Source organism: Streptomyces sp. NPDC102406, from assembly GCF_044765725.1.
GTDB lineage: Bacteria > Actinomycetota > Actinomycetes > Streptomycetales > Streptomycetaceae > Streptomyces.
Genome location: NZ_JBIWKP010000006.1, coordinates 117,897 through 140,730, shown reverse-complemented (window position 1 = coordinate 140,730; position 22,834 = coordinate 117,897). Strand labels below are relative to the sequence as shown.

Annotated in this window: 18 protein-coding genes and 2 tRNA genes; 15 read left to right on the top strand and 5 right to left on the bottom strand. The window is 68.8% G+C overall.

The annotated features are described in order from the left end of the window. Window positions 1-124 precede the first annotated feature (124 nt). The 9 genes from dnaA to ACIRF8_RS24620 all read left to right on the top strand — a co-directional run bounded on the left by dnaA (window position 125) and on the right by ACIRF8_RS24620 (window position 12,956). A complete protein-coding gene (dnaA, locus tag ACIRF8_RS24660; RefSeq protein ID WP_404217712.1) occupies window positions 125-2,164 on the top strand; it encodes a chromosomal replication initiator protein DnaA in 2,040 nt (679 codons plus the stop codon). A gap of 901 nt (window positions 2,165-3,065) precedes the next feature. After that, entirely contained in the window at window positions 3,066-4,196 is a 1,131-nt protein-coding gene (dnaN, locus tag ACIRF8_RS24655) for a DNA polymerase III subunit beta (protein WP_018529725.1), read from the top strand. A 187-nt stretch (window positions 4,197-4,383) separates the two neighbouring features. Beyond that, entirely contained in the window at window positions 4,384-5,259 is an 876-nt protein-coding gene (gnd, locus tag ACIRF8_RS24650) for a phosphogluconate dehydrogenase (NAD(+)-dependent, decarboxylating) (RefSeq protein ID WP_404217709.1), read from the top strand. Window positions 5,260-5,385: 126 nt separating this feature from the next. Continuing rightward, entirely contained in the window at window positions 5,386-6,510 is a 1,125-nt protein-coding gene (gene recF / locus ACIRF8_RS24645) for a DNA replication/repair protein RecF (protein ID WP_404217707.1), read from the top strand. Continuing rightward, window positions 6,507-7,073 carry a DUF721 domain-containing protein gene (locus ACIRF8_RS24640; RefSeq protein WP_404217705.1) on the top strand — a complete coding sequence of 189 codons (567 nt, stop codon included), beginning with the start codon at window positions 6,507-6,509 and terminating at the stop codon, window positions 7,071-7,073. Before recF ends, ACIRF8_RS24640 begins: the two co-directional genes overlap by 4 nt. A 275-nt stretch (window positions 7,074-7,348) precedes the next feature. Beyond that, the gene (gene gyrB, locus ACIRF8_RS24635) at window positions 7,349-9,421 is read left to right on the top strand and encodes a DNA topoisomerase (ATP-hydrolyzing) subunit B (RefSeq protein WP_404217703.1); all 2,073 of its coding nucleotides are present in this window, start codon (window positions 7,349-7,351) and stop codon (window positions 9,419-9,421) included. Window positions 9,422-9,463: 42 nt separating this feature from the next. Next, window positions 9,464-12,073, top strand: a complete 2,610-nt coding sequence (gene gyrA, locus ACIRF8_RS24630) for a DNA gyrase subunit A (protein WP_404217701.1) — start codon at window positions 9,464-9,466, stop codon at window positions 12,071-12,073. Between the two features lie 18 nt (window positions 12,074-12,091). Beyond that, a complete protein-coding gene (locus ACIRF8_RS24625; protein WP_404217699.1) occupies window positions 12,092-12,760 on the top strand; it encodes a DUF3566 domain-containing protein in 669 nt (222 codons plus the stop codon). 122 nt (window positions 12,761-12,882) lie between these two features. Continuing rightward, a tRNA-Ile gene (locus ACIRF8_RS24620) sits at window positions 12,883-12,956 on the top strand. 373 nt (window positions 12,957-13,329) lie between these two features. Here the strand turns inward: ACIRF8_RS24620 and ACIRF8_RS24615 are convergent. Beyond that, the gene (locus ACIRF8_RS24615) at window positions 13,330-13,662 is read right to left on the bottom strand and encodes a DUF6344 domain-containing protein (RefSeq protein ID WP_404217697.1); all 333 of its coding nucleotides are present in this window, start codon (window positions 13,660-13,662) and stop codon (window positions 13,330-13,332) included. 325 nt (window positions 13,663-13,987) lie between these two features. On the opposite strand from ACIRF8_RS24615, the gene ACIRF8_RS24610 reads away from it, so the two are divergent. Both ACIRF8_RS24610 and ACIRF8_RS24605 read left to right on the top strand, forming a co-directional pair. After that, window positions 13,988-14,116 carry a DLW-39 family protein gene (locus ACIRF8_RS24610; RefSeq protein ID WP_003999697.1) on the top strand — a complete coding sequence of 43 codons (129 nt, stop codon included), beginning with the start codon at window positions 13,988-13,990 and terminating at the stop codon, window positions 14,114-14,116. A gap of 164 nt (window positions 14,117-14,280) precedes the next feature. After that, window positions 14,281-15,774 (top strand): hypothetical protein, encoded by a 1,494-nt coding sequence (locus ACIRF8_RS24605; protein WP_404217695.1) that lies wholly within the window; start codon window positions 14,281-14,283, stop codon window positions 15,772-15,774. A gap of 9 nt (window positions 15,775-15,783) precedes the next feature. Here the strand turns inward: ACIRF8_RS24605 and ACIRF8_RS24600 are convergent, their stop codons facing one another. Continuing rightward, window positions 15,784-17,751: a protein kinase gene (locus ACIRF8_RS24600; RefSeq protein ID WP_404217692.1), complete on the bottom strand. Its 1,968-nt coding sequence runs from the start codon at window positions 17,749-17,751 to the stop codon at window positions 15,784-15,786. Between the two features lie 153 nt (window positions 17,752-17,904). Then, entirely contained in the window at window positions 17,905-18,453 is a 549-nt protein-coding gene (locus tag ACIRF8_RS24595; RefSeq protein WP_404217690.1) for a helix-turn-helix domain-containing protein, read from the bottom strand. Window positions 18,454-18,636: 183 nt separating this feature from the next. On the opposite strand from ACIRF8_RS24595, the gene ACIRF8_RS24590 reads away from it, so the two are divergent. Continuing rightward, window positions 18,637-18,709: transfer RNA gene (locus ACIRF8_RS24590), tRNA-Ala, on the top strand. 90 nt (window positions 18,710-18,799) lie between these two features. On the opposite strand, the gene ACIRF8_RS24585 is transcribed toward ACIRF8_RS24590, so the two are convergent. Beyond that, window positions 18,800-19,498 (bottom strand): DUF5324 family protein, encoded by a 699-nt coding sequence (locus tag ACIRF8_RS24585; RefSeq protein ID WP_404217688.1) that lies wholly within the window; start codon window positions 19,496-19,498, stop codon window positions 18,800-18,802. Window positions 19,499-19,779: 281 nt separating this feature from the next. On the opposite strand from ACIRF8_RS24585, the gene ACIRF8_RS24580 reads away from it, so the two are divergent. Continuing rightward, entirely contained in the window at window positions 19,780-20,307 is a 528-nt protein-coding gene (locus tag ACIRF8_RS24580; RefSeq protein ID WP_404217685.1) for a peptidylprolyl isomerase, read from the top strand. A 126-nt stretch (window positions 20,308-20,433) separates the two neighbouring features. Next, window positions 20,434-21,330: a rhomboid family intramembrane serine protease gene (locus tag ACIRF8_RS24575; RefSeq protein ID WP_404218191.1), complete on the top strand. Its 897-nt coding sequence runs from the start codon at window positions 20,434-20,436 to the stop codon at window positions 21,328-21,330. A 240-nt stretch (window positions 21,331-21,570) separates the two neighbouring features. Here the strand turns inward: ACIRF8_RS24575 and crgA are convergent, their stop codons facing one another. Beyond that, entirely contained in the window at window positions 21,571-21,828 is a 258-nt protein-coding gene (gene crgA / locus ACIRF8_RS24570) for a cell division protein CrgA (RefSeq protein WP_362907744.1), read from the bottom strand. A gap of 153 nt (window positions 21,829-21,981) precedes the next feature. Between crgA and ACIRF8_RS24565 the strand changes: the two genes are divergently transcribed. Next, window positions 21,982-22,818: a DUF881 domain-containing protein gene (locus ACIRF8_RS24565; protein ID WP_404217682.1), complete on the top strand. Its 837-nt coding sequence runs from the start codon at window positions 21,982-21,984 to the stop codon at window positions 22,816-22,818. Window positions 22,819-22,834 lie beyond the last annotated feature (16 nt).

Below are 22,834 nucleotides of genomic sequence, written 5' to 3'. Positions count from 1 at the left end.
CTGAACTCCGATTCGTTCCCTTCTCACCACCCCACCCGATTTTCTTCCCGACACGGCTTCGGCCTTCCCACCCATCCCGTCCCAGGAATCACACGTTCGTGGGACCAGCGAGAGAGCGTGCCCTGTGGCTGATGTACCTGCCGATCTTGCCGCAGTGTGGCCACAAGTTCTGGAGAAACTCCTCGGGGAAGGTCGCGGGCAGGGCGTCGAGACGAAGGACGAACACTGGATCCGGCGCTGCCAGCCCTTGGCGCTGGTCGCCGACACCGCCCTCCTCGCGGTGCCCAACGAATTCGCGAAGGGCGTACTCGAGGGCCGGCTTGCCCCGGTCCTCGGCGACACGCTGAGCCGCGAGTGCGGGCGCCCCATCCGCATCGCGATCGCCGTCGACGACACCGTGGGCGAGACGCCCGCGCCCCCGGCCCCACCGGCCCAGCAGCACCGCTACGAGGACCCCGAGCCGGCCTCCGCCCCCGGCCAGCCCCGTGACCCGTACGAGAACCGCGACGCACGCGAGTCGTACGAGAACCGCGACTCCTACGACGGCTACGAGCGCCGCGGCCCGGAGGAGCACGGCCAGGGCCCGCGCGGCGAGCAGCCCGGGACGCCCCGCCCCGACCAGCTCCCGACCGCCCGCCCCGCCTACCCGGACTACCAGCGCCCCGAGCCGGGCGGCTGGCCGCGGCCCCAGCAGGACGAGTACGGCTGGCAGCAACAGCGGCTCGGTTTCCCGGAGCGCGACCCGTACGCCTCGCCCCCGCAACAGCCGCAGCACGACTACCGGCAGCAAGAGCGTTCGCCCTACGAGCAGCATCCGTACGAGTCCGAACGCCGCTACAACCAGCAGCCGGAGCGCTCGCCCTACGAGCAGAAGCAGGGAGAGCGCCCCTCTTATGAGGAGCGGCCTTCCTATGACGAGCGGTCCTCTTATGAGGAGCGCGGTTCCTACGACTCCTCGCGCGAGCGCCAGCACCGGCGTGACCCCGGCGAGCTGTCGATGGGTGGCCGTCACGGCCAGGACAGCGGCCCCTCAGGGCCCGGCTCCGGCGGTCCTGGCGGCCGCGGGGTGCCCAGCGGCGCTCCGGGCCCGTTGGCCGCGCAGCCCGCGCCGGCGACGGGCCCCGGCGAGCCGACCGCCCGCCTGAACCCCAAGTACCTCTTCGACACCTTCGTCATCGGCGCCTCGAACCGGTTCGCGCACGCCGCCGCGGTCGCCGTCGCCGAGGCACCGGCCAAGGCGTACAACCCGCTGTTCATCTACGGGGAGTCGGGACTCGGCAAGACCCACCTCCTGCACGCCATCGGGCACTACGCCCGCAGCCTCTACCCGGGCACGCGGGTGCGGTACGTGAGCTCCGAGGAGTTCACCAACGAGTTCATCAACTCCATCCGCGACGGCAAGGGCGACAGTTTCCGCAAGCGCTATCGCGAGATGGACATCCTTCTCGTCGACGACATCCAGTTCCTCGCGGACAAGGAGTCGACGCAGGAGGAGTTCTTCCACACCTTCAATACGCTCCACAACGCCAACAAGCAGATCGTGCTCTCCAGCGACCGGCCGCCCAAGCAGCTCGTGACGCTGGAGGACCGGCTGCGCAACCGGTTCGAGTGGGGCCTGATCACGGACGTCCAGCCGCCCGAGCTGGAGACCCGTATCGCGATCCTTCGTAAGAAGGCGGTGCAGGAGCAGCTCAACGCGCCGCCGGAGGTGCTCGAGTTCATCGCGTCCCGCATCTCACGCAACATCCGTGAGCTAGAAGGGGCGTTGATCCGGGTCACGGCCTTCGCGTCGCTCAATCGACAACCTGTGGACCTGGGGCTCACGGAGATTGTCCTCAAGGATCTGATCCCCGGCGGTGAGGACGCGTCGCCGGAGATCACGGCGACGGCCATCATGGCGGCGACGGCCGACTACTTCGGTCTGACGGTGGAGGACCTCTGTGGTTCCTCCCGCAGCCGCGTCCTGGTGACGGCCCGCCAGATCGCGATGTACCTGTGCCGGGAGCTGACCGACCTCTCCCTGCCGAAGATCGGCGCCCAGTTCGGCGGCCGCGACCACACGACCGTGATGCACGCAGACCGCAAGATCCGCGCGCTCATGGCCGAGCGGCGCTCGATCTACAACCAGGTCACCGAGCTCACCAACCGCATCAAGAACGGCTGACAGCGGCCCAGTACGACCTCGCAGGGCGCTTCGGGATCGACTCCCGGAGCGCCCTTCTTCGTGTCCGGGGGCGGTCGCGGCGGCCGACGCGGGTCCGTGCGCACGGCGCCGGTGTTCGATTACTGGCCGCGTTACGGGTGTTCTCCACAGATGTGCCGTATTTCTTCGGTCCACAGCCTGGGGACCGAGAAGTTGTCCAGACTGTGTCCACAGGCCGACCAGGTGACATGCCATCAAGCCAGGTCAGGTGGGTGTGGATTGGTGGAAAAAAAATCTCCACAGGCTGTGGACAGACTTTTCCTCCACAGGCTGTGCGCGTCGTTGTCCACCGCCGCCCCACAGGATGTCAGCTCTTGTGCACAGCGATCAGGAGCTTCTCCACACGGCTGTCCACTGTTCGGCAACGTGACGCGCCCCGTCACCTCGGCGAGTGAAAGGCGTCACACCGAGAGGGTCGGTTGGCCTGTGGGGAACGTGGGTAAAGCTGGGGACGGCCCTGGGGAGAAGTACCCCTTGCCTGTGCATCGGGTGTGCAGAACTTTTCGCTGTCCACAGAAGAAGCCGGTTGTCCACCGCCCCGGCCCACAGGCCCGGTGGACAAAAAACCGCCTCTGACCTGCGAACTAAGGGTTATCCACGGTTTCCACAGCCCCTACTACTACTCCCAACTAGAGAGAGCTGGGAATCCGTTTCGAAGTGGGGGCTGTGCACAACTCGCTCCCGGCGGCTCGTCCGCCGCTCGGCACGACTTGACCCCGACAGGCACCGACTGTCAGTGCGGTGCGTCAGACTGGTCCCCGGTGTTCTCCCCATCGGTGGGCCGAGCGACACCACGTCTGACGACGAGACCGATGACCAAGCAGGGCGAGAGCAGCCAGCAACACGCAGGAGGCGGCTTACGGTGAAGATCCGGGTGGAACGCGACGTACTCGCGGAGGCAGTGGCCTGGGCGGCGCGCAGCCTCCCGGCACGACCGCCTGCGCCTGTCCTCGCGGGCCTTCTCCTGAAGGCCGAGGAGGGCGCACTCAGCCTGTCGAGCTTCGACTACGAGGTCTCGGCACGCGTCTCTGTGGACGCGGAGATCGACGAAGAGGGCACGGTGCTCGTCTCCGGCCGCCTTCTCGCCGACATCTGCCGTGCCCTGCCCAACCGTCCGGTGGAGATCTCCACAGACGGTGTACGAGCGACGGTGGTCTGCGGCTCCTCGCGGTTCACCCTCCACACCCTCCCTGTGGAGGAGTACCCGGCGCTGCCGCAGATGCCGACCGCCACGGGCACCGTCCCCGGCGAGGTCTTCGCCTCGGCCGCCCAGCAGGTCGCCATCGCCGCAGGCCGCGACGACACGCTGCCCGTCCTCACCGGTGTGCGCATCGAGATCGAGGGCGACACGGTGACGCTAGCCTCCACCGACCGCTACCGCTTCGCGGTCCGCGAGTTCCTGTGGAAGCCCGAGGACCCCGAGGCGTCCGCGGTGGCCCTGGTGCCCGCCAAGACGCTCCTGGACACCGCCAAGGCGCTCACGAGCGGTGACACGGTCACCCTGGCCCTGTCAGGGTCGGGCGCGGGCGAGGGACTCATCGGCTTCGAGGGCGCGGGCCGCCGCACCACGACGCGCCTCCTGGAAGGCGACCTGCCGAAGTACCGCACCCTGTTCCCGACGGAGTTCAACTCCGTGGCCGTCATCGAGACCGCCCCCTTCGTGGAGGCCGTCAAGCGCGTGGCCCTGGTCGCCGAGCGCAACACGCCGGTGCGGCTCAGCTTCGAGCAGGGCGTGCTCATCCTGGAGGCGGGCTCCAGCGACGACGCACAGGCTGTGGAAAGGGTCGACGCCAACCTGGAGGGCGACGACATCTCGATCGCCTTCAACCCGACCTTCCTGCTGGACGGCCTGAGCGCGATCGACTCCCCGGTCGCCCAACTGTCGTTCACGACGTCCACCAAGCCCGCGCTGCTCAGTGGCAAGCCGGCCGTGGACGCCGAGGCGGACGACGCGTACAAGTACCTGATCATGCCGGTGCGTCTTTCGGGCTGAGCCGAGTGCGAGCCGGGTCGCTCGGGTGCGCCCGAGCGACCCGTGTCCACAGGCTGTGCGTGAGGTGCCTCCTCGCCCGAAAGGCGTGGGCGGCGTCCCCAGGTTTAGGCTCGGACGCAGGTACGACCACACGGCCACGTGCCGGTACGTGCCACCTCACGCCCCGTCGCAACGTAAGGAACCACTGATGGAGCTCGGTCTCGTCGGCCTCGGCAAGATGGGCGGCAACATGCGCGAGCGCCTTCGCCGCGCAGGCCACACCGTCATCGGCTACGACCGCAACCCGGACCTCGCGGACGTCCACAGCCTCGAAGAACTCGTGGGCGCGCTCAAGGGCCCGCGGGTCGTCTGGGTGATGGTGCCCGCCGGCGCCGCGACCCAGTCCACGGTCGACGAGCTGGCCGAGTACCTCCAGCCCGGCGACGTCGTGGTCGACGGTGGCAACTCGCGCTGGACGGACGACGAGAAGCACGCCGCCGAGCTGGGCGTCAAGGGCATCGGCTTCGTCGACTGCGGTGTCTCCGGCGGCGTCTGGGGCCTGGAGAACGGCTACGCCCTGATGTACGGCGGCTCGGCCGAGGACGTGGCCAAGGTCCAGCCGATCTTCGACGCTTTGAAGCCGGAGGGCGACTTCGGTTCGGTGCACGCGGGCAAGGTCGGCGCGGGCCACTTCGCCAAGATGGTCCACAACGGCATCGAGTACGCGATGATGCAGGCCTACGCCGAGGGCTGGGAGCTCCTGGAAGCCGTGGACTCGGTCACCGACGTCCGCGAGGTCTTCCGCTCCTGGCAGCAGGGCACGGTCATCCGCTCCTGGCTGCTCGACCTCGCGGTCAACGCCCTCGACGAGGACGAGCACCTGGACAAGCTGCGCGGTTACGCACAGGACTCCGGTGAAGGCCGCTGGACCGTGGAGGCCGCCATCGACAACGCCGTTCCGCTGCCCGCGATCACCGCGTCGCTCTTCGCGCGCTTCGCCTCGCGGCAGGACGACTCGCCGCAGATGAAGATGATCGCGGCGCTGCGCAATCAGTTCGGCGGCCACGCCGTCGAGAAGAAGTGACGCACAGCGGCACCACGAGCTGACGCACCGCACCACTGAAAACACCGAACCACCGAACCACCGAAACACTGAACAACCCGCTGATCCACAGCAGTAGCGAAATCCGGGGGAGGTCGGCCCACGACCATGCACGTCACGCATCTGTCGCTGGCCGACTTCCGCTCGTACGCCCGGGCCGAGGTCGCTCTCGACCCGGGCGTCACCGCGTTCGTGGGCCCGAACGGGCAGGGAAAGACCAATCTCGTCGAGGCCGTCGGCTACCTCGCCACACTCGGCAGCCACCGCGTCTCCTCCGACGCCCCCCTGGTCAGGATGGGCGCCGAGCGTGCCGTCGTCCGCGCCCAGGTGCGCCAGGGCGACCGCCAGCAGCTCATCGAGCTCGAACTGAACCCCGGCAAGGCCAACCGCGCCCGCATCAACAGGTCCTCGCAGGTCAGGCCCCGTGACGTGCTGGGCATCGTACGGACCGTGCTGTTCGCCCCGGAGGATCTCGCCCTGGTCAAGGGCGACCCCGGTGAGCGACGCCGCTTCCTCGACGAGCTGATCACCGCCCGCTCGCCCCGCATGGCCGGCGTACGGTCCGACTACGACCGCGTCCTGAAGCAGCGCAACACGCTCCTGAAGTCCGCCGCGCTCGCCCGGCGCCACGGCGGCCGTTCCATGGACCTGTCCACCCTCGACGTGTGGGACCAGCACCTCGCGCGCGTGGGCGCGGAACTGCTCGCCCAGCGGCTCGACCTGATCGCGACACTCCAGCCGCTGGCCGACAAGGCGTACGAGCAGTTGGCGCCCGGCGGTGGGCCGGTCGCCCTCGACTACAAGCCGTCCTCACCGGAGATCGTCGGGCACGCGCGCGAGGAGCTGTACGAGCAGCTTCTGGCCGCCCTGGAGAGCGCGCGCAAACCGGAGATCGAACGCGGCGTGACCCTCGTCGGCCCGCACCGCGACGAACTGCTCCTCAAGCTCGGCCAACTCCCCGCCAAGGGGTACGCGAGCCACGGCGAGTCCTGGTCGTACGCGCTGGCGCTGCGGCTGGCCTCGTACGACCTTCTGCGGGCCGAGGGGAACGAGCCGGTGCTCGTCCTCGACGACGTCTTCGCGGAGCTGGACACGCGCCGCAGAGAGCGTCTCGCGGAGCTCGTGGCGCCCGGGGAGCAGGTCCTGGTGACCGCGGCGGTCGACGACGACGTACCGGGCGTGCTCACCGGCACGCGCTATGTCGTCTCCGAGGGGACGGTGGAGCGGCAGTGAGCGAGGGTGTGCCCGGCGGAGGAGCCGCCGAAGGCGATCCGAAGAAGGCGGAAGCGGTGCCGGAGCCCTCCGGCGTCGACCTCGCCCGCGTCGCCCTCCGCGCGGCGAGGGAGGCCGCACGCGCGCGTGGTGCCGCGGCGCAGCAGAAGAAGCAGGTCCGCCGAGGGGGCAGCCTGCGTTCGGGAGCGCGCTCCGACGGACGGGACCCGATGGGGCTCGGGCCCGCCATCAACCGGCTGATCACCGAGCGCGGCTGGGAGACGCCCGCCGCGGTCGGCGGTGTCATGGGCCGCTGGCCGCAGATCGTCGGCGAGGAGCTCGCCCGGCACTGTGTGCCGCAGAAGTACGACGAGGACGAGCGCGTCCTGGTGGTGCAGTGCGATTCCACGGCTTGGGCGACACAGGTGCGCATGCTGGCCGTGCAGCTCGTCAAGCGCCTCAACGAGGACCTCGGGCACGGCACGGTACGGCGTATCGACATCAGGAATCCCGGCGGTGGCCCCCGTCGCTACGGCCCCCTGCGAGCCCCCGGAAGCACAGGTCACGGCGACACCTACGGGTGAGAGCGCGCCCACACTCGCTGGGGGTTGACACCCCGAAGCGCTGAGTGCCGCTGTGAGCCTCCTGGAGCCCCGCTCCGCATATGGGGAGTCGGCCGAGACCGGTTGAGGGCGGCACATGAGGACTCAGGTACCGCCAAACCCCCATCACTGTCGGCGCTACCGGTAGACTGGAAGCTAATCCCGCCCCACTTGTGGGACGCACCGAGCAACGCTGACAAGGGCTTACCGAACCAACACGCCGCAGCCGCACCGGCCATCAACCGGGAGCTTGGCTTGTGCTGTGCCAGAAAGGGCGCTTCGTGGCCGATTCCGGCAACCCCAACGAGAACATTCCGTCCACCGACGCAGACGCGCACGCGCGCGTAGGGGCAACAGAGTCCTCCTACGACGCCAGTGCGATCACCGTCCTCGAAGGGCTGGACGCGGTCCGCAAGCGACCCGGCATGTACATCGGCTCGACCGGTGAGCGTGGCCTGCACCACATGGTGCAGGAGGTTGTGGACAACTCCGTCGACGAGGCCCTGGCCGGGCACGCGGACACGATCGACGTCACGATCCTTCCCGACGGCGGCGTCCGCGTCATCGACAACGGCCGCGGTATCCCCGTCGGCATCATCCCCTCCGAGGGCAAGCCGGCCGTCGAGGTCGTGCTGACGGTCCTGCACGCGGGCGGCAAGTTCGGCGGCGGCGGCTACGCCGTCTCCGGTGGTCTGCACGGCGTGGGCGTCTCCGTGGTGAACGCCCTGTCCACCAAGGTCTCCGTCGAGATCAGGACCGAGGGCCACCGCTGGACGCAGGACTACAAGGCGGGTGTCCCGACCGCTCCGCTCGCCAAGCACGAGGCCACCGACGAGACCGGCACCACGGTCACCTTCTGGGCCGACGGCGACATCTTCGAGACCACCGAGTACTCCTTCGAGACGCTGTCGCGGCGCTTCCAGGAGATGGCCTTCCTCAACAAGGGCCTGACGATCAAGCTCACGGACGAGCGTGACTCGGCCAAGGCCGTCGTGGGCGCCGACACCGCCGACGCCCCGGAGACCGGCGAAGCGCGTTCGGTGACGTACCACTACGAAGGCGGCATCGTCGACTTCGTGAAGTACCTCAACTCCCGCAAGGGCGAGGTCGTCCACCCCACCGTGATCGACATCGAGGCCGAGGACAAGGAGAGGCTGCTCTCCGTCGAGGTCGCGATGCAGTGGAACACGAGCTACAGCGAAGGCGTCTACTCCTTCGCCAACACGATCCACACGCACGAGGGCGGCACCCACGAGGAGGGCTTCCGCGCCGCGCTGACCGGTCTCATCAACCGGTACGCGCGCGACAAGAAGCTGCTGCGCGAGAAGGACGACAACCTCACGGGTGACGACATCCGCGAGGGTCTGACCGCGATCCTCTCGGTCAAGCTGGGCGAGCCGCAGTTCGAGGGCCAGACCAAGACCAAGCTGGGCAACACCGAGGCGAAGACCTTCGTCCAGAAGGTCGTGCACGAGCACCTGACGGACTGGCTCGACCGCAACCCGGTCGAGGCCGCGGACATCATCCGCAAGTCCATCCAGGCGGCCACCGCGCGCGTGGCGGCCCGTAAGGCGCGCGACCTGACTCGCCGCAAGGGCCTCCTGGAGTCGGCGTCGCTGCCGGGCAAGCTCTCGGACTGCCAGTCGAACGACCCCACCAAGTGCGAGATCTTCATCGTCGAGGGTGACTCCGCCGGTGGCTCGGCCAAGTCCGGCCGCAACCCGCAGTACCAGGCGATCCTCCCGATCCGAGGCAAGATCCTCAACGTCGAGAAGGCGCGGATCGACAAGATCCTCCAGAACCAGGAGATCCAGGCACTGATCTCCGCCTTCGGCACCGGGGTCCACGAGGACTTCGACATCGAGAAGCTGCGCTATCACAAGATCATCCTGATGGCGGACGCCGACGTCGACGGCCAGCACATCAACACCCTGCTGCTGACCTTCCTCTTCCGCTTCATGCGGCCCCTGGTCGAGGCCGGCCACGTGTTCCTCTCCCGGCCGCCTCTGTACAAGATCAAGTGGGGTCGTGAGGACTTCGAGTACGCGTACTCGGACCGCGAGCGCGACGCTCTCATCGAGCTGGGCCGCCAGGCCGGCAAGCGCATCCGCGACGACTCGGTCCAGCGCTTCAAGGGTCTCGGTGAGATGAACGCCGAGGAGCTGCGCATCACCACGATGGACCAGGAGCACCGCGTGCTCGGCCAGGTCACCCTGGACGACGCCGCCCAGGCCGACGACCTGTTCTCCGTCCTCATGGGCGAGGACGTCGAGGCACGCCGCTCGTTCATCCAGCGCAACGCCAAGGACGTCCGCTTCCTCGACATCTGAGTCGGTCTCAGCTGACCGCCGCAGAAAGGATCTTCACCAGCAATGGCCGACGAGAACACTCCCAGTACGCCTGAAGAGGGCGTCATCGCGCAGCGTGTCGAGCCCGTCGGGCTCGAGACGGAGATGCAGCGCTCGTACCTCGACTACGCGATGTCCGTCATCGTGTCCCGTGCGCTGCCCGACGTACGCGACGGCCTCAAGCCCGTCCACCGCCGTGTCCTGTACGCCATGTACGACGGTGGCTACCGGCCCGAGAAGGGCTTCTACAAGTGCGCCCGCGTCGTCGGCGACGTCATGGGCAACTACCACCCCCACGGCGACTCCTCGATCTACGACGCCCTGGTCCGCCTCGCCCAGCCCTGGTCCATGCGCATGCCGCTGGTGGACTCCAACGGCAACTTCGGCTCCCCGGGCAACGACCCGGCGGCTGCCATGCGGTACACCGAGTGCAAGATGGCGCCGCTGTCCATGGAGATGGTCCGCGACATCGACGAGGAGACCGTCGACTTCACGGACAACTACGACGGCCGCTCCCAGGAGCCGACCGTCCTCCCGGCCCGCTTCCCGAACCTGCTGATCAACGGTTCGGCGGGCATCGCGGTCGGCATGGCCACCAACATCCCGCCGCACAACCTGCGCGAGGTCGCGGCCGGCGCCCAGTGGTGCCTGGAGAACCCGGAGGCCTCGCACGAGGAGCTCCTGGACGCCCTCATCGAGCGCATCAAGGGCCCCGACTTCCCGACCGGCGCTCTCGTGGTGGGCCGCAAGGGCATCGAGGAGGCGTACCGCACCGGCCGCGGCTCCATCACGATGCGCGCGGTCGTCGAGGTCGAGGAGATCCAGAACCGCCAGTGCCTGGTGGTCACCGAACTCCCGTACCAGGTCAACCCGGACAACCTCGCCCAGAAGATCGCCGACCTCGTGAAGGACGGCAAGGTCGGCGGCATCGCGGACGTCCGCGACGAGACGTCGTCCCGTACCGGCCAGCGCCTGGTCATCGTGCTGAAGCGCGACGCGGTCGCCAAGGTCGTGCTGAACAACCTCTACAAGCACACCGACCTCCAGACGAACTTCGGCGCCAACATGCTGGCGCTCGTCGACGGCGTACCGCGCACGCTGTCCCTCGACGCGTTCATCCGCCACTGGGTGAGCCACCAGGTCGAGGTCATCGTCCGGCGCACCAAGTTCCGGCTGCGCAAGGCCGAGGAGCGCGCACACATCCTGCGCGGCCTCCTGAAGGCCCTGGACGCCATCGACGAGGTCATCGCCCTCATCCGGCGCAGTGACACCGTGGAGATCGCGCGAGAGGGCCTCATGGGCCTTCTGGAGATCGACGAGATCCAGGCCAACGCCATCCTGGAGATGCAGCTCCGCCGGCTCGCCGCCCTGGAGCGCCAGAAGATCGTCGCCGAGCACGACGAACTCCAGCAGAAGATCAACGAGTACAACGCGATCCTGGCCTCGCCCGAGCGGCAGCGCCAGATCATCAGCGAGGAACTCCAGCAGATCGTCGACAAGTTCGGCGAGGACCGGCGCTCCAAGCTGGTGCCCTTCGACGGCGACATGTCCATGGAGGACCTGATCGCCGAAGAGGACATCGTCGTCACCATCACGCGCGGCGGTTACGTCAAGCGCACCAAGACGGTGGACTACCGCTCGCAGAAGCGCGGCGGCAAGGGCGTGCGCGGCACGAAGCTCAAGGAAGACGACATCGTCGACCACTTCTTCGTGTCGACGACCCACCACTGGCTGCTGTTCTTCACCAACAAGGGCCGCGTGTACCGCGCCAAGGCGTACGAACTCCCCGACGCCGGGCGTGACGCGCGTGGACAGCACGTCGCCAACCTGCTCGCCTTCCAGCCCGACGAGGCGATCGCCGAGATCCTCGCGATCCGCGACTACGAGGCGGCGCCCTACCTGGTCCTCGCCACAAAGGCGGGCCTTGTGAAGAAGACGCCCCTCAAGGACTACGACTCGCCGCGTTCCGGTGGTGTCATCGCCATCAACCTGCGCGAGACGGCGGACGGTTCAGACGACGAGCTGATCGGCGCCGAACTGGTCTCGTCCGAGGACGATCTGCTGCTCATCAGTAAGAAGGCGCAGTCGATCCGCTTCACCGCGACGGACGACGCGCTGCGTCCGATGGGCCGTGCCACTTCCGGTGTGAAGGGCATGAGTTTCCGTGAGAGCGACGAACTGCTCTCGATGAATGTCGTCCGGCCGGGTACGTTCGTCTTCACCGCCACCGACGGTGGGTACGCGAAGCGGACCAACGTCGACGAGTACCGCGTCCAGGGTCGCGGTGGCCTCGGCATCAAGGCCGCCAAGATCGTGGAGGACCGCGGCTCGCTCGTGGGTGCGCTGGTGGTCGAGGAGACCGACGAGATCCTCGCCATCACGCTGTCCGGCGGTGTGATTCGTACGCGAGTCAACGAGGTCAGGGAGACGGGCCGTGACACCATGGGCGTCCAACTGATCAATCTCGGCAAGCGCGATGCCGTCGTCGGCATCGCTCGTAACGCCGAGGCCGGTCGTGAGGCCGAGGAGGTCGACGGTGACGCCGCGGACGCGGACGGCGCCGAGACCGATGTAACGGCCCAGGACGAGACGGCCGTCGGAACGGACGAGGGCGAGCAGTCCTCGGCCGAGTAGCACGAGGAGAGAGTCATCGTGAGCGGAGCCACGGGCGCAGGCTCTACCGGAACATCCACCGGTAAGGAAACCGAGGGCGGCCGTGGCACCGCTCAGGACTCGAAGGACTCGTACGAGTCTCATGGATCCCAGGGGGGAACTGTGACGGACACCCGAGGTCCGCAGGCACAGCAGTACGCGGACGGCGGCGGTGCCCTGCCCGGGGAGCGGCAGCAGCCGCAAGGCTCGGCCCAGCCGTACCACCCGCCGCAGGCCTATCAGGCCGCGCCGGCGGCAGCGGTGCGCAGGCCGCGTACGGGGGCGAGCACCACGCCCCGCACCCGCAAGGCCCGCCTGCGGGTCGCCAAGGCCGACCCGTGGTCGGTGATGAAGGTCAGCTTCCTGCTGTCCATCGCGCTCGGCATCTGCACGATCATCGCGGCTGCGGTCCTGTGGATGGTCATGGACGCCATGGGCGTCTTCTCGACGGTCGGCGGCACGCTGTCCGAGGCCACCGGCTCGAACGAGTCCAACGGCTTCGACCTTCAGTCGTTCCTCTCGCTGCCGCGCGTGCTGATGTTCACGACCGTCATCGCGGTCATCGACGTCATCCTGGCGACGGCGCTCGCGACGCTCGGCGCCTTCATCTACAACCTTTCCGCCGGCTTCGTCGGCGGCATCGAGCTCACGCTCGCCGAGGACGAGTAGGCGGCCCCACCGGCTCATGAACGCCGCTGGTGGGCGGGCCAGGACTATCGATTTTGGGACTGGCCCCCTGGTGCGCTAATCTTCAGAGGTCAGCGCGCGGGACACACACCGCAAAGCGCGGCGGGGCTATAGCTCAGTTGGTTAGAGCGCATCCCTGATAAGGATGAGGCCACAGGTTCAAATCCTGTTAGCCCCACATTGCGAGAAGACCCTCAGTCGAACCGGCTGGGGGTCTTTTGCGTCTACGGCTGACGTCACCGTGCCGGGTGCGGTGAGCATGGCATGGGCAGCCGTGCGCAGGCATGACAAAAGGGCCCGCTCAGCCGGAAGTGGCTGGGGCCTGGTCTGTCACTGGGATTGTTCTACGTCTGTCGTTACGTCTGTCGTTACGTCCGTCGTAGAGAGGCGCTACGGCTGTCTCTCCGCGAGTTCTCTGCCTAGGCGGCGATTGGCTTGCCGCCTGTGGGCTGAGTCGTTCTCTTCTTGCCGGCTACTGCTCTGCTCGGATTACTTGCACTACTTGCACTACTTGCACTTCTCGTACCACTCGTACTGCGTCTGTTCTTGGGTTACGGCTGGGCCGTCAGTGCTTCGGTCGTCAGGACCGTGTCGCTGTCGGACTGCTCGGCGTCGGACGGCGGGCGGTGGCGGCAGCTCGGGGACGAACCGTGGGCCTCGGCGCGGATGCGCTGCTTCATCGTCGGTGGCAGGGACCGCTTGAAGGTCCAGGAGGGCCGGGCCGAGGTGGCGGCGGGGGCGCTCACCGCGGTGCTGTGGGCCTCCTCCGTCTGCTGGACCGGAGCGGACGCCGCGGCCGGGCTGACGAGGCCGAGCGCGGAGAAGAGCGCGATGAAGGCTGAGATGACGACGGTCCACAGCGTCATGACCCGGTTCTTGGTCATGGTCCCTCACTTTCGGGTTGGGCGATTTGCGTACTTTCCTCATGATGTGTACGCGGGGTTCGGAGTGCGGGACCGACGCTCGTGGCGCGTCGATCTTCCGATGAACACCACTCGGATGGGCGCAAGGGCACCAAAAACGGCGCTTGGGGGCAGATTTCCCCGGTTCGTAGGGGAATGGCGAGTGATCAGTGGAGTGTGATCATCCGGTTCTACTGCTCGGATCCGGACGGGAGTTGAGGTGGATCCAGGTCACCGATCGATATCGGTCGGTGTGTATAGTCGGGCGCCAGAAGTCCCCTACGTCAAGGAAAGACGAGGTCGCGCGGTGAAGAAGCTTCTCCTGGTCGCACTGGCCGCCATCGGCGGGCTCCTCGTGTACCGCCAGATCCAGGCGGATCGCGCCGAGCAGGATCTGTGGACGGAGGCGACTGACTCCGTGCCCACGGGTTCGTGAGTATCGACAACAGTCTCTTCGCAGGCCCCGGTCGCATCAGCGGCCGGGGCTTTGTGCTGTCCGGGAGCGGCTTGTGTGCCGCCTCCTCGCGTGGCCGTGCATGAGTGGCGGGATTCCGGCGCACGCCGGACAGTTCGCGCCCTGTAACGGCAGGATGGCCCCCCATGGGGAGACTCATGAGGCGGCTGGTGGAGGAATGGCGCGGCCGGGGGGTGCCCGCGGTCGCGGCCGGGGCGGGGCTGTGCGTGGCGCTCGTGCTGCCAGGCACGGGAGTGGCAGCGGCGGCCGGCGAGACCGATCCGTACGTCTATGCCGAGGGAGCCAGGACGGTACCCGCGGCACGGAACAGCACTGAGGCGTCGCGGCTCAGGACGGGCGCGACCTACCGGAGTTCGCTCGGTACCGGTATGAGTGGCGTCGCGTACTACAGCGTCGAACTGGACGGGGCCGCCAACGCGTACGTGTCGGTGGTCGCCGTGCCGCCGCTCGGGCCCCGGGTGAGGGCGGCCTACTCGGACGGCATCACCGTGACGCTGCAGGATCGCGACGGCAACCGCTGCGACTCCGAGCGGGCCACCTTCCGCTCCGGTGCCTACCCGCGGCCCGTCGCGGCCGCCGCCGAGCGCCTCGTACGGCCGGGAGCCTTGCGATGCCAGGCGGCGGGGACGTACTACGTGGCTGTGGAACGGAGGGCGGACGCCGAGTCCACTCAGGAGACGTGGGGGCTCGAACTGAGGGTGGCCACCGAACCGGGACTGGTCTCCGCGGCACCGACCGAGGGGCCCAAGGTCTGGCCGTCGGCCTCGGCGCAACCGCCGACGGGCAAGGCGGCGCGGCGTACGGGCGGCACCTCCTTCAACGACGCGGTGGCGTTGCGGGCCGGGGTGTGGAAGGACGGTGTCCGTCCCGGTCAGAGCCGCTTCTACCGGGTGCCGGTGAACTGGGGGCAGCAGCTCTTTCTCGACGCCGAGCTGGGCGGCACGGCGGGGGACGGGGCGCGGAGGGGGATCGTGACGGGGGCGCTCGACATGGAGCTGTACAACCCGGCGCGGGCGACGGTGGCGGCCAAGGGGGCGCCGTACGCGGGCGATCCGACGTCCGCCGCGTTGGAACCGCTGCCGCCCGTGGCGTACGAGAACCGCTACCTGATGCGGGACGACCAGGCGGCGATGCGACTGGCGGGCTGGTACTACCTCAAAGTCACTCTCAACCCCGCGATGGCGGAGAAGTTCGGGGACGAGGAGTCGGGGCTGACGCTACGGGTGACGGTCGACGGTGATGAGCGGCAGGCGCCCGACTATGTGCGGGACCCGGGGGAGTTCCAGGTCACGGAGAAGGACCGGGAGGCCGCGCGGCGGGGGGAAGGCGGCGCGGTGTGGGAGGGCGCGGGCTCGGGCGACGGTGATGCCGGGGAAGGGCGCGGCGACGGGGCGTCCGGCGACGCGGGATCGGGGGGCGGTTCCGAGGCCGGGGCTTCCGGCTCGGGTTCCGCCGACTCGTCCTCGTCCACCTCCTCGTCCACTTCTTCGTCCGCGTCGGCGGACAGCGGCCGGATGATGCTGCTGGGCGTGGCCGGACTGGGGACCGGGACCGTGCTGGTGTTGTGGCTCGGGGTGTGGCGGGTGGTGGCGGTACGGCGGTTGCGGGCCGGAAGCTGAGGGCGCGGGTCAAGTCTGGGACAGGGCCCAGAAGCCCACGGCGAAGCAGAGTACGGCGATGAACAGGACCGGGACCGTCACTTTCGGGGGCGGTCCCGGTCGGCGTCGCGGAACTTTTTTGGCCCGGCGGGGAACCTTTTCGCCACCGGATGAGTACAGAGAGTGACGGACTTGGTCGTGTGTGGCCACGGTGGTCAGCGTGTGCGTCAGGCGGGGGGACGGGGAGAGGGCATGGGAGACGGGGGCGTGCGGAAGGGGCCGCGGGCCATGCACCGGATCGGCCGGGCCGGGCCGCGGGGCCGGGTGCGGGTTCGGGTTCGGGTTCGGGTCCGGGAGTGGCTGCGTGGGCGGTGGCTGGTGGCGCGGCGGCTCGGGCAGCGGGACTGCGGGGACGGGGTGGACCGAGGGCATCGGCGGAACCGAGGGCTGCGGGGGTTGCGGCGGTGGCGGAGGAAGCTGATCGCCGACCGGCGTGGGGTCCGGGACCGGGGCCGGGGGAGGCAGGTGGAAGCTTCCCGTCTCCGACATCGAGGTGGGGGAGGGATCAGGCCCCGTCCTCGGCTGGGACGGCTCCGCCCTGAAGGCGGGGTGGGGGCCGGGCTCGGAATGGGATCCGGGGTCGGCCGGGAGGGGGAGGCCAGGGTCGGAGTCGGGCCGGGAGTCGGAAGCGGCCTCTGGGCCGGACCCGGACCCGAGGTCGGAGCGGGACCCGAGGTCGGAGCGGGACCCGAGGTCGGAGCGGGGCCCGAGATCGGAAGCGGACCCGAAACCGGAGCGGGATCCGAGATCGGAGCCGGACCCGAGGTCGGAGCCGGACCCGAGGTCGGACCCGGACCCGAGATCGGACCCGGACCCGGACCCGGACCCGAAACCGGACTCGGACCCGAAACCGGAGCGGGACCCGAGATCGGAAGCGGATCCGAGATCGGAAGCGAGCCCTGGGTCGGAAGCGAGCCCTGGGTCGGAAGCGAGCCCTGGGTCGGAAGCCGGACCGGGGGCGGAAGGGAAGCCGGCGTCGGAGTCGGGCTGGTGCGGGGGCGCGGGCATGACCGGGGTCGTCGTCGTGGCATCCAGGGGGCGCGCCCTGCGGCCCCGGACCGGGGGACCGCTCGGCCCGAATCCCGTTGGCAGTGGCCCGAGTTGGTCGAAGACCTCGATCAGCTCGTCGTCGGGGCCCGGTTCGGGCAGCAGCTCCGAGGCGTCGAGAAGCGCCTTGCGCGCCCCCGTCGCCGTACGGAACCGGGCCTCGGGGTCCGGCTGCAACAGCCCGGCGAGGACGCCCCACAGCGGGCCCGGAACGCCGACGGGGGCGGTCGGTGTGCCGTGGTCCGCGAAGTGCTCGATCAGCGCTTTGGCATCCGGCTTGGCGCCTTCGAGGAGGTAGAGCGCGACCAGGCCCGCGGCGAAGAGGTCCGCGGGGAAGTCCGGCTCCGCGCCCATCGCCTGCTCGGGCGCGAAGTAACCGGGCGTCCCCACCACGTAGTTGGTCTCGGTGAGACGCGGCTCACCCTTGCGCATCGCGATGCCGAAGTCGGACACGCGCAGATGCGGCAGGCCGGTACCGGTGGCGTCGAGGAGGATGTTGGCAGGCTTGATGTCGCGGTGCACCACGCCCTCGGCGTGCACGGCGGAGAGTCCGGACAGGAGCTGGTCGAGCAGGACACAGACGAAATGCGGCGGCAGAGGACCGTAGTCACCGACCAGATGGACCAGCGAACCGCCCGCGACCAGGTCCATCGTGAAGAGGACCTTGTCGTCGTCCGCGGCCCAGCTCGCCGGGGCCAGGACATGCGGGTGGTCGATGCGCAGCGCCTGTTCGCGCACGAAGCGCAGCAGGGTGTGGGCATCGCTCTGCTGCAACACCTTCGCCGCCACATAGCGGCGGCGCCGGTGGTCCCAGGCCCGCCAGACCGCGCCCACTCCCCCGCGTCCGATCGGGTCGGCCAGTTCGTACCGGCCGGCGAAGACCTCACCCATGGTCGTGCGTCGCTCCCCTCCCGGGCCCGCGATGCGAAAGGCCCCCCTGGACATCGCGCCCCCCACGGACCTCGTGCGAGGACGTCCGGGCCGCTCCGCGACCGCAGCCCGACGCGGTCACGGAGCCGGACCCGGCGCTGTGCCAGGCCGGTGTCAGTTCTGGTGTGCCTGGTAGTGGGCGACCGCGTCGGAGGTGCGCCCCGCGCCGTACACCCGGAGGAACTCTGCCAGTTCGGGGTGGGTGGGGGCGAGGGAGTCGGCGGCGTCGATGATGTCGCCGGCCGCCGAGACGGAGCGCAGGAGCGACTGGATCTCACGCACCACACGCTTCACGGTCGGTGCACCGGAGCCGGACGCCGTCTGGCCGGTGTTGGTGAGCACCGACCCGCCCTGCGACTTCCGGATCTCGTCCATACGCTCGGTGGCCTCGGCGGCGCTGACACTGCCGTCGGCGACCTGGCCCGCGAGATCCTGGAGAAGCTGCACGCGCTGCACCACCGCGGGATTGCCGATCTTGGCGCGCTGGCCGCTCATCAACTGGGACAGCATGGGCGCGGACAGCCCGAGGACACCCGCCAGACGGGCCTGGTTGAGACCGAGGTCCTCGATCAGCTTACGGAAGAGCGCCCCCAGCGGCTCTCCGTACCAGCTCCGCTGGAGCTCCCTGGCTCTCGCGGTAGCTTCCTGTTGTGCGGCGTCCATTGCGTCTCCCCATCGCTTCCCCAACTACGGTGCTTCGCTGCCGCGAAGCACGTGGGGCATCTTACGGAGAGTGGTCGCTCGCCGGGACCCCCAATCCTTTTTCGGGATCCGGGGGGTGACCCGGTACTCTGGTCTGCGGTGCTCGCCCGAGGAGCTGATCCTTCGGTGGCACGCACCCGTTTCGGGGCCTTAGCTCAGTTGGTAGAGCGCTGTCTTTGCATGGCAGATGTCAGGGGTTCGACTCCCCTAGGCTCCACAGCCCGAAGCCCCTGCGGCCAGGTCCTCCCTGGCCGCAGGGGCTTCGTCGTGCGCGGGGGTCCCGCGAGGCGGGGCGGTCGGGCTCCGCTCAGCGGGCTTCTTCCGGGCCCGCTTCCGCTTCCGCCTGCTTGGCCTGGACCTCCGGGTCGAGGACGTCCTGGCCGCTGCTCTCGACCGGGGTCAGCGGGGCGCCGTCGGGCACTTCGGTGGCCGCCGGCGGCTCGACCAGCCAGTCCGGGTTCGCCTGCTTGTCCCACCACTTGTACGCGGCGAACGCACCGCCCGCCACCAGGCCGATCACCGCAAGGCCCTTGGCGAGGCGACCGGCGCGGGCCCGGCGCTCGTGCTTGCGTACGAGCTTCTGGATCTCCTTGGGGGAGACCTGTCCGCGCAGGGCGGCGAGCGCGGCGATGCTGCGGGCCGTCGCCTCCTCGCGCACCGGCTGGGCCGACGCCACGGCCTGCTCGATGCGGGGCTTCGAGTACTCGGCGGCCTGCCGGGCCGCCTGGCGGGTACGGACGGCCGCTTCGTGCGCGGCCTGGTCGACCTTCGGCGGGACATGAGTGCGTGCCTGCTCAAGACGCGGAGCCAGGTGTGCGCCGTACTGGGCCCGCGCCTGCTGGGCGGCCTGCGAGACCTTGGGGCCGAGTACGACGCGCGCTTCGTGCGCGTACTGCGTCGCACGGTCCTTGGCCGTCTCTGCGTAGGGCGCCACCACGTCCGCGGCGTGCAGCACGCTGTCCTTCGCCGAGCCGGTCGCGGCGCGCACGCTGTCGATGCGGGTCACGGGATCCTCCTCCTCGGTGGCGTACAGGTTTTTCACCTTTCCACCCTTTCGCGGATCATGCCTGCCGGTACTCGATGCGGTGGTAAGGCCTGATAAGGCTTGGTAGGGCTGGTAAGGCGGTAAGCAGCGGTAAATGAGGCCTGGCGACGACAATGCCACGGATCGTGGCAGGGCGCGCCTCTTCGGTTACGAGTAGACCGGTTTCGGGCCGCTGAAACCTCCGGGGTCCGCCGGAGCCGTGGGAGGATCGGCGGAGCACAGAAAACAACGGAAGGCAGGCCGTGGCCGAGCAGCTGTACGCCACCCTCAAGACCAACTTGGGCGACATCGAGGTCAGGCTCCTGCCGAACCACGCGCCCAAAACGGTCAAGAACTTTGTGGAACTCGCCAAGGGCGAGCGCGAATGGACCAATCCGGAGACCGGCGAGAAGAGCAAGGATCCGCTCTACGACGGCACGATCTTCCATCGCGTGATCAGCGGTTTCATGATCCAGGCCGGTGACCCGCTGGGCAACGGCACGGGTGGTCCCGGCTATCAGTTCCCGGACGAGTTCCACCCCGACCTGGCCTTCACCAAGCCGTATCTGCTGGCCATGGCCAACGCGGGTCCGGGGACGAACGGGTCGCAGTTCTTCATCACGGTCTCGCCCACCGCGTGGCTGACGCGGAAGCACACCATCTTCGGCGAGGTCGTCGACGAGGCGGGCCGGAAGGTCGTCGACGCCATCGCCGCCGTGCAGACGAATCCGCGGACCGACCGGCCCGTCAAGGACGTCGTCATCGAGTCGGTCGTCGTCGAGACGCGCTGACGCGGCGCGACCGGCCCCCGGGGAACCAATCCGCCCCGCCCGTCCGTAAGGATGAGCGGGGCGGTGCGTTGCCCGCGCGGCGTCGGCGCCGCGTACGAGACCGCTTCACTGGAGGGGACCACCGACATGGACCAGGCGCCCGGCAGCCCGCAGGAACCGCAGGGCGCCCAAGAGCTGCCCGGCTGTTACCGGCATCCGGACCGGCAGACCGGTGTCCGCTGCGTCCGCTGCGAGCGGCCCATCTGTCCGGAATGCATGATCGACGCGTCGGTGGGGTTCCAGTGCCCCGAGTGCGTCCGTGGCGGTTCCGGGGCCGGGCCCGCGCCGAGCGCCAGTCGGCCGCGGACCGTCGCCGGGGGCACGATCGCCGCGGACCCCCGCCTGATGACCAAGATCCTCATCGGGATCAACGTGGCGGTCTTCCTCGCGGTCCAGGTGAGCGACACGCTGCTCGACCGGCTCGTGCTGGTCGGCGCCTGGCCCCCCGCCCCCTTCGCACCCGACCAGGGCGTCGCGGGCGGCGAGTGGTACCGCCTGGTGACGACGATGTTCACGCACAACGAGGTGTGGCACATCGCGTTCAACATGCTCAGCCTGTGGTGGCTCGGCGGCCCGCTGGAGGCGGCGCTCGGCAGGGCTCGTTACCTGGCGCTGTATTTCGTGTCCGGGCTGGCCGGCAGCGCCGTGGCCTACGCCTTCGGCAACCCCAGCGGCGCGACCCTGGGGGCGTCGGGCGCGATCTTCGGGCTCTTCGGCGCGACGGCCATCCTGATGCGGCGGCTCAACTACGACCTGCGGCCGATCATCGCCCTGCTCGTCATCAACCTGCTCTTCACGTTCGCCCCGGGCTTCAACATCTCCTGGCAGGCCCATATCGGCGGTCTGGCCGGTGGCCTGATCGCCGGTTACGCCATGGTGCACGCCCCGCGCGAGCGCCGGGCACTGGTGCAGTACGGGACCTGTGCGCTGGTGCTCCTGGCTGTGCTCGCCACTGTGGTGATCAGGACGATTCAGCTCACTTGAGCCCTGCTGTCCACCGATGGTGACCGATGTTGTCCACAGCGTGTGCCGGATCTTGTGCATGGAGTGGAGAACGGCCGCGCCCCTCGCCCTTGACCTGGGTTTTCCCAGGAAGGGCAAGGGGCGAACAGATGGACGAGCGTAACCTCGCCGGTCACACCGGCGTCAACGGCCGAGGGGTTATCCACAGATCGTCTGACCTTTTCAACACGCTGTGGAAAACACCTGTGGATAACGGTGTGGTCACTTCCACTGCGTGGAGACGCCGAAGCCGGCGGCGATGAAGCCGAAGCCCACCACGATATTCCAGTTGCCGAGGGCGTCGAGCGGCAGGGAGCCGTCGGTGACATAGAAGACCACGATCCAGGCGAGCCCGATGAGGAACATCGCGAGCATCACCGGGGCCACCCAGCCGCGGTTGGTCAGCTTGATATTGGCTGCCTGCTTCGACGCCGGCGGCGGCGTGTAGTCGGCCTTCTTGCGGATACGTGACTTCGGCACGAGGGTCTCTCCTGTCGATGCGCTGCGTGGCCGCGCAGGGGACGTGGGCTGGCTCCGGAGCAGCGTACAAGGGGAAGTTCAGATGAATCCGAGCGCTCCCCCGGGCGTCCGTTAGCGTAGTGCTTCCGCGGCGTCGAAGGAGATAAGGGTACGTTGAGCAATTCTGCCGACCCTGACGAAGACCGGGGCAAGGACCATGACAAAGGCCCTGTCACCGCCCATGCCGACGGCCCCGGCACACATCACGGGAGCGGATCGCGTGGGCGCTTCCGGCCCGTGCGGCTGCTCACCGTGGGTGTTTTCGCCCTTGCCGGGCTCATCTTCTTCACCAGTTTCAATACGGCCAAGGGCACCAATATCCGTACGGATGCCTCCCTTTTGAAGCTCTCCGACCTCATTCAGGAGCGCAGCCACAAGAACAAGGAGTTGGAGGAGGGGAACAGCGGGGTCCGCGATGACGTCGAGGCTCTGGCCGAGCGCGACGACGGATCGACGAAGGCCGAGGACGCGAAGCTGGACGCCCTGGAGAAGGCCTCGGGGACGAAGAAGCTCAAGGGCGACGCCGTCTCCGTCACGCTCGATGACGCACCCCCCAACGCCACCGCCAAACTCCCCGGCTATCCCGAGCCCCAGCCGAACGACCTGGTCATCCACCAGCAGGACCTCCAGGCGGTGGTGAACGCCCTGTGGCACGGCGGCGCCCAGGGCATCCAGGTGATGGACCAGCGCCTCATCTCCACCTCCGCCGTGCGCTGCGTGGGCAACACCCTGATCCTCCAGGGCCGCGTCTACTCCCCTCCCTACAAGATCACCGCGGTCGGCGACCCGGAGAAGCTGAAGCGGGCCGTCGCCGCCTCCCCCGAGATCCAGAACTACATGCTCTACGTCAACGCGTACGGGCTCGGCTGGAAAGTCGAGGACGACGGGGCGGTGACTCTGCCCGCGTACTCGGGCACAGTGGATCTCCACTACGCGAAGCCGGTGCAGTAGGACCCGAGCCGGGGGA